Source organism: Mycobacterium sp., assembly GCF_025965855.1.
Classification (GTDB): Bacteria; Actinomycetota; Actinomycetes; order Mycobacteriales; family Mycobacteriaceae; genus Mycobacterium.
This window is the reverse complement of sequence record NZ_JAOPWB010000295.1, coordinates 34,489-46,831: the sequence shown is the minus strand read 5'-3', so window position 1 is coordinate 46,831 and position 12,343 is coordinate 34,489. Positions and strand designations below refer to the sequence as shown.

Genomic DNA, 12,343 nt, shown 5'->3' with positions numbered 1-12,343 from the left:
ACACAGATGCCGGCGTCCGATGATTCGCCGAGCGAACGAGACCTCGGCATCACCTATCGGGACCCGCGGGAAACCGTGGCCGACACATTCGAGGCCCTGCGTGGTGCGGGCCCCTAACCGCGAAAGTGCAACTACCGACGTCCTTTCTCGGGAAACGCGTTGCCAGTTGCACTTTCGTGATCATTCGGTGTAGGAGGATCGACAGATGAAGACCGTGACCTGCACCAACGCGAAGCTCGAGGTGGTCGACCAGCCGACCCCGGAGCCGGGCAAGGGCCAATTGCTCATCGAAGTTCTGCGGTGTGGCATCTGCGGATCCGACCTCCATGCCCGACACCACTGCGACGAACTCGCCGACGTGATGGTCGAATCGGGATACGACGCGTTCATGCGATCGAATCAGTCGGTCGTGTTCGGTCACGAATTCTGCGGTGAGGTTATCGATTACGGCCCCGGCACACGCAAGGCCCCGCGCCGCGGCACCCGGGTCGTTGCCTTGCCGCTGCTGCGCCGAGGCAAGGAGGTGCACGGCATCGGGTTGTCGACGATGGCGCCGGGCGCCTATGCCGAGCAGCTCCTCGTCGAGCAGTCGCTGACATTGCCCGTCCCCAACGGGCTGACGCCCGAGGTGGCCGCCCTGACCGAGCCGATGGCGGTCGGATGGCACGCCGTCCGGCGCGGCGAGGTCGGCAAGGGCGACGTCGCAATCGTGATCGGCTGCGGGCCAATCGGTCTCGCGGTGATCTGCATGCTGAAGGCGCACGGCGTGCGCACCGTCATCGCCAGCGACTTCTCACCGGGCCGGCGCGCGCTTGCGACCGCCTGCGGAGCCGACACCGTCGTCGATCCCGCGCAGGACTCGCCCTACACGACCGACGCGAGCCGCAAACACCTGCAAGGCATCCTCGACGCGTTCGACTTGGCGGTCGGCACGATCGAAAAGCTGCAGCGGCTGCGGCTGCCGTGGTGGCACGTTTGGCGCGCCGCCGAAGCCGCCGGCGCCGCGACGCCCAAGCATCCCGTCGTCTTCGAATGTGTCGGCGTCCCCGGCATTATCGACGGCATCATCGCGGGCGCGCCGCTGTTCTCGCGCATCGTCGTGGTCGGCGTCTGCATGGGCGCGGACCACATCCGCCCCGCGATGGCGATCAACAAAGAGACCGACCTTCGGTTCGTGCTCGGCTACACCCCGCTCGAGTTCCGCGACGCGCTGCACATGCTCGCCGACGGCAAGGTCAACGTCGCGCCGCTGATCACCGGGACGGTCGGGCTGTCCGGCGTCGACGCCGCATTCGACGCGCTCGGCGATCCCGAGGCCCACGCGAAGATCCTCATCGACCCCAAGAGCGACGCCACGAGTCCGGTTGGCGCTTAAGGCTTCCTAGGCGGCAGATTTGATCTCCAGGCCCACGTGCACCTTGTCGATGCCGCCGCGCACGATCGAGTGCGCATAGAACCACCAGGCGTGGTACCAGTACCGCTTGAGCACGGCGTTGTAGACGCGTCGCGTCTCGGACTTCGGCAGCACCCGGGCAACCGCTTCGACCGGTTCGCCCTTGGGCTTTCCCAACGCCCCGCTCCGCGCGATCGTCACTCGTGGCGTGTTGCGGATCCGCCTGACTTTCCACGATCCGTCGTCGGTGATGACCAAGAGCCTGTCGCCGTCTGGCACTCCCCAGATCGCCGTCGGCTTCGGGCGGCCGTCCTTGGTGAACGTGGTCAGGAGCAGGTACTTGGGCTTGATGACGTCCTGGAAACTCTGAGCCACGGCAGAACCACCCTTCTTTGGTCCCGGCGGATCCCGGAGGCACTGCCGGTCACCACCGCAATCATCGCCCGGCCGACCGCCTGCCTGAGCGATCGCCCAGCATTCTGCGCTTCACCTGCCTATCATCCCTATCGCAGGGGGTCAAGGCGCGGCGCCGTCATCGCGGCGAACAGTTGATTTTAGCGATCGCCCAATTTAGGGTCGGTAATGGCCAGGGACTCGACTACTCGCGACATGCTGATCGACGCGACGATTCACATCATGATCGAGGAGGGTTATGCCGCGGCCACGTCGCGGCGGGTGGCCGCGGACGCCGGCGTCAAACCGGCGTTGGTGCACTACTACTTCCCGACGATGGACGCGCTATATCTGGCCGTCTTCCGCCGCGGCGCCGCCGCCTACCTGGAGCGCCAGCAGAACGCCTTGGCCTCCGATCGCCCGCTGCACGCCTTCTGGGATACCCTCACCGAACCCAAGGACACCCGGTTGTTGTTGGAATTCATGGGACTTGCCAACCACCGCAAGGAGATTCGGGCCGAGATCGCGGCCTGGTCGGAACGCTGGCGCGAACAGCAAACCACCGCGCTGAACTTCATCGTTCGCGAGCATGGCATCGATACTTACGAGTTCCCGCCCGCCGGTCTCGCCGTCGTCATCACCTCCATCGGGCGCAGCCTCATCCTCGAGCAGGGACTCGGTGCCAAAGGTGGCCACGACGAGGCCATCGCGCTGGTCAACCGATTCCTCGAACGATTCGAGATGCCGGCACCGAAGGCGCGCCGCGGCAGCCCGGACGCGACCCCTTAGGGCAGCACGACGCGCAGGCGCTCCCAGCCGCGGACCGTCGATGTCGACGCCAATTGCGCTGTGTCGTAATCGATGTCCCACTCGGGCCACCGGTTGAGCATCTCGTCCAGCGCGACGCGACCCTCGAGGCGCGCCAGGTTCGCCCCGAGGCAGTAATGCACGCCTTTTCCAAAGGTGATGTGCGAGATGTTGTCGCGGTGGATGTTGAACGCGTCGGGGTCCGCGTAGCGGCGGTGATCGCGGTTGGCGGCGCCGAACAGCAGGAGCATGGCGCTGCCGGCCGGAACGGTCGTACCGTAGCACTCGAAATCCTTTGCCATCCAACGCGCGACGTGGGGTCCGGTGGGCTCGAACCGAAGTGTCTCGTCGACGGTCCGGGTCAACAGCGAGCGATCCTGGTGGACCTCCCGGCGCTGGTCGGGGTGCTCGGCCAGCACCTTGGCCAGCCAGCCGATCAGCCGACCCGTCGTCTCGTTGCCCGCGCCGGCGACCACCTGGGTGTAATGCAGCACCTCTTTACGCGTGAGCTTTCGGTGCACCCCGTGCTCGTCGTCGAATTCGACGTTGAGCAGCGTCGTCATGAGGTCGTCCGACGGGTTCTTGGATCGCCACTCGACATACTCGGCGTATATCCGGCCGTCGGCGATGGAGTCCGCGTCGGCGACCTTCAGCGGTGCGCCAGGCCTGGTGCGCAGGTTGGCGTCGTTGGCGTCGCGAACCGAAATCTGTTCGGATTCCGGGATTCCGAGCAGCATCCCAATCACCCGCATCGGCATCATCGAGGCGAGCTCGGCGATGATGTCGAATCCCCCGGACCCGACGAGCGGGTCCAGGCACCGGACGCAGTACCGCCGGATCTGGTCTTCGAGTTCCGCCATGCGGCGCGGCGTGAACACCCGCGACATCAGACCGCGCAGCCTCGTGTGTTCGGGCGGATCCTGGAACATCATGACCCCGCCGGGCATGTCGAATTTCGACTTGACCAGCTCAAGGATGTCGCTTCTCCTGTTAGAGAAGGTTTCCCAGTTTGCCAATGCCCGTTCGACGTCGGAATGCCTTGATATCGCCCAGAAGTCGTACCGCTCGTTGTGGTAGACCGGGGCCTCTTCGCGCAGCCGCGCGTAGGTCGGATACGGGTCGGCGTTGATGCCGACGTCGTAGGGGTCGTAGTAGACGTCCGTGTCGTTCGTGACGGTCATCGATGCTTCCTCACTTCAGGCAGCTACCGGCGTCCACCGGGAGCGCCACGCCGGTGATGTAGCGCGCTTCGTCGGAGGCCAGGAATAGGACGGCGTTGCTGATGTCTTCGGGCGTCACCCAGGGGATCGGCAGGTAGTGGAAGCTTTGGCACACCGGCGCCAGGTCGTCGGGCCCGGGGTTTTCCAGTTCCGGCCGAAAGGCGCGGTAGGTGGCCTCGTTCAGCAGCAGCGGCGAATTCACGTGTGTCGGCAGGACAGCGTTGACCCTGATCATGCGCTGGCCCAATTCGACCGCGAACGAACGCATCAGCCCGATCACTCCGTGCTTGGCCGCGACATAGTGGCCCATCTGGGGATAGGCCTTGGAACCGGCCACCGAGGACGTCAGGATGATCGAGCCGCCGCGCCCGCCTTCCAGGATGTGGGGAACGCCGGCCTTCACCGTCTTCCAGACTCCGCTGAGGTTGACGTCGATCATCTCCTGCCACAGCGCCTCGTCGGTCTTATGCAGCTTTCCCGCCGTCGTCCCGATGCCGGCGTTCGCGATCACGACGTCCAGGCGCCCGAGTTGTTCTACCCCGCTGTCGACGGCGGCCCGCAACGCGTCGAAATCGCGAACGTCGACTTCGGCGGTGACGACGCGGCCGCCCGCATCCTTCACCAATCCCGCGGTCTCGTCGAGATCTTCGGGCGTCGCGCCGTCCGCCGGCGACGCCTCGAACTTGCGGCAGATGTCGACAGCGATGATGTCGGCGCCCTCCCGCGCGAGCCGTACCGCGTGACTCCTGCCCTGCCCCCGTGCGGCGCCGGTCACGAACGCGACCTTGCCCTCCATTCGGCCCGTCATAGCCACCTCGATTTCCGGTATTTGGGCGATCGCCCAAACTTGCGTGCACGCCCTGTCTAGCAGCAGCCTGAGGCGCTAGTCAAGAGCTCAGCGCAGCGTCGATCAGCGTGGCCGCGGCGGCACGGGCGTGGACGACGGGCGCGGTGTCGTTCAGCGACGTCGCCATCGCCGTGGCGCCCTCGAACAGGACGGCCAGCTGCTCGCCGAGCAGGTGGGGATCGGCGGCCCCCGCCTCCTGCGCGACGGCGATGAGGCGGCGGGTGAACTCCAGCTTGTGGACCCGCACGATCTCGTCGGTGCTCGGGAGCGACCCGGCGGATTCCACGGCCGCATTGTGAAAGGGGCAGCCCCGCAAGACTTCTTGGCGCCGCAGCTCGAAGATCGCCAGCAGACGCTCGCGCGGCGACATTTGCGTGTCGCCCAGGCGCCGCTCGGCAGGCGGGCCGCCCCGGGCCTCGAAGCCTCGCAGGTAGCTGTCCACGAGTTCGTTCTTGCTGGCGAACTGCTGATAGAGCGTGCGCTTGGAGACGTTGGCCTCTTGGGCGATGAGTTCGACGCCGGTCGCGTGGATTCCGTTGCGGTAGAAGAGCCGGGCCGCGGCGCGCTCGATGCGCTCACGCGCTCCACGCCCGCCGGGCGCGCGCGTCGCCGATTCCTGCATCCCGACATGCTACACCGGTCGGTTTACAAGCGGCGAAACTACCGCTATGTTGAGACGGACAGGTAAACCGATCAGTTTCCCAGGGGGCTCGCGCATGAAGACTATGGCTGCAGAACAGTCGCGAACGGTCATCTGGCACGACCCGATCACGACGCAGGCCACCGCCGCGTCGATGTCCGGCCTCGCGTACTGGAGGGCCGTCACTGACGGGCACCTGCCACCGCCACCGATCGGTGAGCTCATGCGGATGCGCGTCGACGACGTGGAGAACGGGCGTATCACCTTCTCCTGCACGCCGGACGGGTCGATGTACAACCCGCTCGGGATGGTTCACGGCGGCGCGGTCTGCACCCTGTTGGACACGGTGACCGGCTGCGCAATGCATACCACCCTGCCCGAAGGAATCGGCTACACCTCGGTCGAGATCAAGGTCAACTACCTCAAGGCCGTCACCATCGCCAGCGGCACGCTGACGGCCGTCGGCACCGTCGTCAAAGCGGGGTCGCGGCTCGGGTTCACCGAGGGGAAAGTCACCGACGCATCGGGCAACCTCGTCGCCACCGCGAGCAGCACCTTACTGATCTTCGAGTTGCCCAGTGGTGCAAAGCCTCCCAGCACCAACGGAAACCACTCCTGAAAGGACTGCCTGCCATGTCATCCGTACTGATCACCGGCGCCAGCCGCGGCATCGGCCGCGCCATCGCCGCCGAATTCGCCCGCCGCGGGCATCGCGTCGTGGCTACCGCCCGTGACCCGCACGCGCTCGCGGACCTCGACGTGAGCGAGCGGCTGGCCCTCGACGTCACCGACAGCGCCAGCGTGACGGCGGCCATTGCAACCGCCGGGGACGTCGACATTCTGATCTCCAACGCCGGCGTAATCTTCTACGCCGCAGTGGAAGCCATCCCGCTGGCGGAGCTGCAGCGGCTGCTCAACCTCAACACCATTGGCGCCATCCGCGTCGCCCAGGCAGTGCTGCCGCAGATGCGCGCCCGCGGCGAGGGCAAGCTGATGTTCATGTCCAGCGTCGTCGGACGTGTGGTGCTGCCGCCCGGCGCGGCCTACGCGTCGACGAAATGGGCACTCGAAGCGCTCGTCGAAGCCCTCGCCATTGAGACCGCACCGTTGGGCGTCCAGGCCGCGCTGCTGGAACCCGGCGCGGTGAGCTCCGGGGCGCTCGACGACGTGACCACCTACACACTGCCCGACGACCCGTATGCCGCAATTCTCAAAGGTGGCGGCGCGCGCGCCGGCATGATCACACCCGAGCAGGTCGCTGCCGAGGTCGTCAACGCCGCCGAGAAGCCGCAGTTGCCGCTGCGGATTCCGATCGGTGACGCCGCGCGGGCGCTGCTGGCGGCGCGCCATACGGCGCCCGACGACGTCCCTTTCGTCCCGGCGAACTACTTCGGTTAGTCGTGCCGGAAGCGCGGATGACCAGGCCTTCCGCGCAGATCCGTGAAGATTGATCACACGCGTGTGAAAGCTTCGTTAAGAATGCGGCGGACCCGGCCTTCCACCGGCACCGTGGGAGTATGACGCTGTTCGAGCTGGTTCCGTCGCCGCGGCACGAGGTGGGCCCCCACCTCGACCGGGCGATCTGGCCGCTGAGCAGCTCCGTCGACGAAATGGGCCGGTTGCGCGTCGGCGGCGTGGCCGCCACCGAGCTCGCCGCCAAGTTCGGCACCCCCACCTACGTGGTCGACGAAGAAGACTTTCGGGCCCGTATCCGCGGTTATCGCGCCGCGCTCTCCGGCGTCGAGCTGGTCTACGCGGGCCGGGCGCTGCTCAGCGCGGCCGTCGCCGGGTGGGCTGCCGAGGAAGGCGCGGGCGTGGAGGTCTGTTCGAACGGCGAACTCGCCACGGCGCTGACCGGCGAAGTGCCGCCGTCGAACATCGTTCTCAACGGCACCGCCAAGAGCGCGGGCGAACTCGATGACACGGTCGCCGCCGGGGTGGGGCGAATCGTGATCGACACCCCGAACGAGATCGCGTTGCTCGCGGGGCGGGTGCGCCGCCGCCAAGCTGTGCTGATCCGGGTGATTCCCGACATCGACGGCGGCGACCAGAAATTCGGCTTCGCCTTGCCCGGCGGCCATGCGGCCGGTGCGGTCAAGCGCGTCCTGGGGCAGCCGTGGCTTGACCTGGTCGGGCTGCACTGCCAATTGGGGTCGCAGCTCACCGATGTCGGGCTGTACGGCGCGGCGATCCGCCAGATGCTGGCCTTGATGGCCGAGGTCCGGGATCGCCACCACGTCGTGCTGACCGAGCTCAGCCTCGGTGGCGGACACGCGGTCCCGTATAGGTCCGGCGACGCCGAACTCGACCCGCGGGCATTGGGCGCGGTCATCGACGCCGCCCTCCAATCCGCTTGTGCGAAACACGATTATCCGCGACCGCGGATCGTCATCGGACCCGGCCGTGCGTTCGCGGCCCGCGCCGGGATGACGCTCTACCGGGTGGTCGCCGTCAAGCGCCGGCCCGACGGCCGCACCTTCGTCGCGGTGGACGGCGGCATGAGCGACAACCCGCGGATGGCGCCCGCCGGCGCGAAATACACGGTGGCACTCGCCAATCGGCACGCGCCGATCGCCACCGCGCCGGTCACGGTGGTGGGTCGGCACTGCGAGGCCGGTGACGAGATCGCCCGCGACGTCGAGCTGCCCGCTGACATCCATCCCGGCGACCTGCTGTCGGTAGCCTGTACCGGCGCCTACCACTACTCGATGGGATCGAGCTGCAGCGTGGTGGGACGCCCGCCGCTGGTCGCGGTCGCCGGGGGCGAGGCGCGTGAACTGGTGCGCCGCGAAACCATCGCTGACCTGCTCGCTCGAGACCGTGGCTGGTCGGGCCACGCGGACCAAGGCGAATAGCCATGTCTACCATCGCTGTTCGCGACAACATCAAGCGTTGGGCCGCCGTGGCCGCGCGCACGATGTCGGGGGCGGCGTCGGTGCGCGTCACGGCGGCGTACGCCGTCGTCCTGGCCGCGGTATCGCTCGTCTTGACGGCGCTCGGTCCCCATGCGCGCGAGGTCGCGGTGAGCCGCATGAGCACCAACCTGCACAATCTGGCCCACGGCCGTTTGACCACGCTGATCGGCAGCGCGTTCGTCGACGACGGCGGCAACGTCTACGTGTGGCTCCCGGGGCTCGTCTGCTTGCTGGCGTCGGGTGAATTGATCTGGCGTGGTAGGGGTTTGGTTGTCGCGTTTGCGGTCGGTCACATCGGCGCCACGCTGATCGTCGCCGTGGGGCTGGTCGTCGCGCTCAAGGTGGGCTGGCTGCCGTTCTCCGTTGCCCGGGCGAGCGACGTGGGGTTCAGTTACGGCGCGGTCTGCGTCCTGGGCGCGCTGACGGCGTCCATGCCCTCGCGCTGGCGGTCGGCGTGGGTCGGGTGGTGGCTCGGAATCGCGCTGATGGCGGCGTCCGGAGCGGACTTCACCGCCGTCGGCCATGTTCTGGCGCTGCTGCTCGGCATCGGTCTGTCGTATCGGCTGCCGTCGACGGCCGACTGGACGCCCTTGCGCGCCGCCTTGCTCGGCGGCGGTGCCGTGTACGGGTACTTCGTGCTGTCAGGATCATCGGTGGTGGCAACGGCCGGTGGGTTGGCGGGGATGCTGGTCGCGCTCCTTGCCGGACAGCTCGTGCAGGGGCGCAACGACAACGCGCAACCGGAATTCGTGCCGCAGCCGGCGCCGGCATAGTCGCCGTTCAGACCTGGTGAGCCGCCTCTTGGGCAAGTTGCACGCGCGAGGTGAAGCCCAGTTTGGCGTAGACGTGCGTCAGGTGGGATTGCACGGTACGCGGTGAGACGAATAGGCGTGTGGCGATGTCGTTGTTGCCCAGTCCCTCGCTGACGAGTCTGACGACGTCGAGCTCGGCCGGCGTCAGCGAGGCCCAGCCGCTGGCTGGTCGTTTGCGTTCGCCGCGGCCGCGTTGCGCGTAGGCGATCGCCTCCTCGGTGGACAGCGCGGCGCCCTCCGCCCACGCGGAGTTAAAGTCCTTCTCGCCCAGGACATCTCGCAGCGCTGCCGCCGAGGCTTCATAGGCGGCGTCGTAGACCTTGAAGCGGACCGCCCCCATGCGCTGCCGGATGGCGTGTGCCGCGCCGAAGAGGCGGGCGGCTTCCCGGTGTCTGCCGGTCTCACCGGCCAGACTCGCGAGGCATTCGAGAATGTCGGGGATGAATAGGTACGCCTCGATTCCGGCGGCACATGCGAGCGCGTCGTGGGCGTCACGCTCGGCCTGTTCCGGCTCACCTTGTGCGATCGCCACGCGGGCGCGCGTCGTCAGCGCGTCGGACAGCACCGAGCCCGTCGTTGTCGACACGGCTTCATCGGACCAGCGGCGGGCAGCGACCAGATCCCCGCCCGCCTGCGCGGCCTGCGCAGCAATAACGCGACGCCTTGCCGCCGCCAGGGGCAGGGCACTCGCGTGTGGCCGGCCCGCCTCGGTCGCGTCCTGCGCCGTCGCAGCATCGCCCGCGGCCAGGGCCGCGACAGCCAACGCCGAGTGGGCGGCGGCCGCTTTGATCCCGCCAAGCTCGGCGGTAGCCTCGACGGCCGCGTCGGCGGCCGCCCGGGCCGCCGCGATGTCACCCTGGTACGCCAGCGCGATGCCCCGGAGCACAAGGCTATCCGCCCTCCAGACCTCATCGTGAGCTGCCTCGGCCTCGGCGGCCACCGCGGCGAATTGCGCTACAGCTCCGGCCAGATCACCCTTAGATACCTGTGCGACACCGAGGTACCAGCGGCACCGGCGCGAGCCAAACCGGTCGCCGATCGCGTCGGCTAGATCGCGTGCCTCCTCGGCCGCCGCGCGCATCGCGATCGGGTCGGCCGCCGCTAACGCCCCGACGGCTTGCGCGGCGAGGATCTGGCTGAGCCGCCACGGGTCACCCAAATCCCGGGCCAGGACGATCGCCTCGGCCAAGTACGTCCGTGCTGCCTCTGCGTCGAAGTAGCTGGCGATGTAGCCGCAGGCGGTGAGCGCCCGCGCCAGCAGGGCCGGGTCATCGACCTCGCGCGCGATCGCCAGGGCCTGCTGAGCCTGATCCGGGCTGTCGGCGGCGCCCATCCACAGGCCGAGCGCAGCGCTGTCAGCGAGCGCCCGCGCCCGAACCGCGGCGGCAACTCCAAGGTGGTGTGCATCGAGGTCGGCGAGGGCGGTGTCGAACCAGGCCAGCCCTTCCCGGAGGCGGCCCCGCGCGAGCCACAGCGGCTGCAGCGACGACGCCAGCGCCAAAGCCATTTCTATATCAGAGTTTTCCCGGCTCCACCCGAACGCGGCGCGCAGATTGTCAATCTCGATGTTGGCCTGCTCGAGACGCTGCTCATAATTGGTGCCTGCCGGCGCGTCGACCAGGGCGGCGAGCGCTGTGTAGTGGTCGCGGTGGCGCACCCGCACGGCGTCTGCCTCGCCGGATTCGCCGAGCTTTTCCAGGGCGAATTGGCGCACCGTCTCCAGCAGCCGATAGCGCGTTCGGCCCGCGGTGTCTTCGGCGACCACCAGTGACTTGTCGACGAGCAGGGTGAGCTGGTCGAGCACCTGATAGCGCTCCACGTCACCGCCGCCGGCGACCGCTTGGGCGGCGGTGAGGTCGAATCCGCCCAGGAACACCGCCAGCCGGCGAAACAACACCCGCTCGGGCTCGGTCAACAACGCATGCGACCAGTCCACCGAGGCGCGCAGGGTCTGCTGGCGGCGTACCGCGGTGCGCGCCCCACCGGTCAGCAGCCGGAACCGGTCATGCAGCCCGTCGAGGATCTCGGCCAGCGACAACACACGCACCCGCGCCGCGGCCAACTCGATCGCCAGCGGCACCCCATCGAGGCGGGCGCAGATCTCGGCCACCGCGGCGGCATTCTGACCACTGACGGTGAAGCCGGTCTGAGCCAACCGGGCGCGGTCAGTAAACAACTCGATCGCCTCATCGGCCACCGATAGCGACGGCACCCGCCACATCGCCTCGCCACCCACACCGATCGGCTCACGACTCGTCGCCAGCAGCGTCAGCCCCGGCGCCCCACCCAGCAGAGCGACGACCAGATCGGCGCTCGCGTCGAGCAGGTGCTCGCAATTGTCCAAAACCACCAGCATCTGACGGTCGCGAACGAACCGCAGCAGCGTCCCCATCGTCGAGCGACCGGGTTGGTCCGGCAGGCCCAGCGCACGCGCCACCGCCAGGGGTGCCACGGCGGGATCGGTGATCGGCGCCAGATCCACGTACCACACACCCTCGGCGTATTCGGCCGCTAACAGGTTCGCGACTTCTACCGCCAAGCGCGTCTTGCCAATGCCGCCGGCACCGGTCAGGGTGACCAACCGGCTGTGCGCCAACAGCTTCCGCACCTCGGCCATCAATGGGCCGCGGCCCACAAAGCTGGTGAATTGCGACGGGAGATTATGCGCGGCAATACTTTTCGCTGTGCACAGCGGTGGGAAGTCATTGCGCAGATCAGGATGGCACAGCTGCACGACCCGTTCGGGCCGCGCAACACCACGCAGCTCGTGGGTGCCCAGATCGGCCAGCCACGAATCGGCGGGCAGCGCATCAACGACTAACGACTCGGTCGTGCCCGACAACACCGTCTGCCCACCATGGGCCAAATCACGCAGTCGCGCCGTCCGGTTGATGGTCGGACCGATGTAATTACCCTCATCGCGCAACTGCACCTCACCGGTATGCACACCAACCCGCAAGCCGATCGGGGCCAACGGCGCCCGCTGCAGCCCCAGCGCACACGCCACCGCGTCACTGGCCCGCGCGAACGCCACCACAAAGCTGTCGCCCTCCCCCTGCTCCACCGGGCGCGCCCCGCCATGAGCGGCAACCAGATCCGAGAGCGCCTGATCCAGCCGCGCGAACGCGGCTGTCATCTGCTCGGGCTGCGTCTCCCACAGCCACGTCGAGCCCTCGACGTCAGCCAACAGCAGCGTCACCGTGCCCGTCGGCAAAAGCCCGCTCACGCCAAGATCGCTCCAGTCCACCAGCGGCGTCTCCGCGCGTGGATCAATCTCGCTCATGCTAGCCAGCATGCGGCCACCATGCCCTGCAAA

11 protein-coding genes and 1 pseudogene are annotated in these 12,343 nt (G+C 67.9%); 7 read left to right on the top strand and 5 right to left on the bottom strand.

Translation table 11 applies throughout. The features are described from left to right. Together JWP83_RS25250 and JWP83_RS25245 are read left to right on the top strand one after the other, a co-directional pair. A pseudogene (locus tag JWP83_RS25250) lies at window positions 1–117 on the top strand (oxidoreductase); the annotation flags it as partial. Between the two features lie 88 nt (window positions 118–205). After that, window positions 206–1,375 carry a zinc-binding dehydrogenase gene (locus JWP83_RS25245; protein ID WP_297736597.1) on the top strand — a complete coding sequence of 390 codons (1,170 nt, stop codon included), beginning with the start codon at window positions 206–208 and terminating at the stop codon, window positions 1,373–1,375. Between the two features lie 6 nt (window positions 1,376–1,381). Here JWP83_RS25245 and JWP83_RS25240 read toward each other — a convergent pair whose 3' ends face one another. Further along, entirely contained in the window at window positions 1,382–1,768 is a 387-nt protein-coding gene (locus JWP83_RS25240) for a PPOX class F420-dependent oxidoreductase (RefSeq protein WP_297736594.1), read from the bottom strand. Between the two features lie 234 nt (window positions 1,769–2,002). Between JWP83_RS25240 and JWP83_RS25235 the strand changes: the two genes are divergently transcribed. After that, the gene (locus JWP83_RS25235; protein WP_297736612.1) at window positions 2,003–2,575 is read left to right on the top strand and encodes a TetR/AcrR family transcriptional regulator; all 573 of its coding nucleotides are present in this window, start codon (window positions 2,003–2,005) and stop codon (window positions 2,573–2,575) included. Here the strand turns inward: JWP83_RS25235 and JWP83_RS25230 are convergent. The 3 genes from JWP83_RS25230 to JWP83_RS25220 form a co-directional block, all read right to left on the bottom strand. Next, window positions 2,572–3,774: a cytochrome P450 gene (locus tag JWP83_RS25230; RefSeq protein WP_297736591.1), complete on the bottom strand. Its 1,203-nt coding sequence runs from the start codon at window positions 3,772–3,774 to the stop codon at window positions 2,572–2,574. The genes JWP83_RS25235 and JWP83_RS25230 overlap by 4 nt on opposite strands. A 10-nt stretch (window positions 3,775–3,784) precedes the next feature. Beyond that, on the bottom strand, window positions 3,785–4,621 hold the full coding sequence (locus JWP83_RS25225; protein WP_297736587.1) for a mycofactocin-coupled SDR family oxidoreductase: 837 nt from the start codon (window positions 4,619–4,621) through the stop codon (window positions 3,785–3,787). A gap of 79 nt (window positions 4,622–4,700) precedes the next feature. After that, the gene (locus JWP83_RS25220) at window positions 4,701–5,282 is read right to left on the bottom strand and encodes a TetR/AcrR family transcriptional regulator (RefSeq protein ID WP_297736584.1); all 582 of its coding nucleotides are present in this window, start codon (window positions 5,280–5,282) and stop codon (window positions 4,701–4,703) included. A gap of 94 nt (window positions 5,283–5,376) precedes the next feature. Between JWP83_RS25220 and JWP83_RS25215 the strand changes: the two genes are divergently transcribed. From JWP83_RS25215 to JWP83_RS25200, 4 genes are all read left to right on the top strand, one after another. Then, window positions 5,377–5,919: a PaaI family thioesterase gene (locus JWP83_RS25215; RefSeq protein WP_297736581.1), complete on the top strand. Its 543-nt coding sequence runs from the start codon at window positions 5,377–5,379 to the stop codon at window positions 5,917–5,919. 14 nt (window positions 5,920–5,933) lie between these two features. After that, entirely contained in the window at window positions 5,934–6,698 is a 765-nt protein-coding gene (locus JWP83_RS25210) for an SDR family oxidoreductase (protein ID WP_297736578.1), read from the top strand. A 119-nt stretch (window positions 6,699–6,817) separates the two neighbouring features. After that, window positions 6,818–8,155 (top strand): diaminopimelate decarboxylase, encoded by a 1,338-nt coding sequence (lysA, locus tag JWP83_RS25205; RefSeq protein ID WP_297736575.1) that lies wholly within the window; start codon window positions 6,818–6,820, stop codon window positions 8,153–8,155. A gap of 2 nt (window positions 8,156–8,157) precedes the next feature. Further along, window positions 8,158–8,988 carry a rhomboid-like protein gene (locus JWP83_RS25200; protein ID WP_297736573.1) on the top strand — a complete coding sequence of 277 codons (831 nt, stop codon included), beginning with the start codon at window positions 8,158–8,160 and terminating at the stop codon, window positions 8,986–8,988. Between the two features lie 7 nt (window positions 8,989–8,995). Here JWP83_RS25200 and JWP83_RS25195 read toward each other — a convergent pair whose 3' ends face one another. Further along, a complete protein-coding gene (locus JWP83_RS25195) occupies window positions 8,996–12,253 on the bottom strand; it encodes a LuxR C-terminal-related transcriptional regulator (protein ID WP_297736608.1) in 3,258 nt (1,085 codons plus the stop codon). Between the last annotated feature and the right edge of the window lie 90 nt (window positions 12,254–12,343).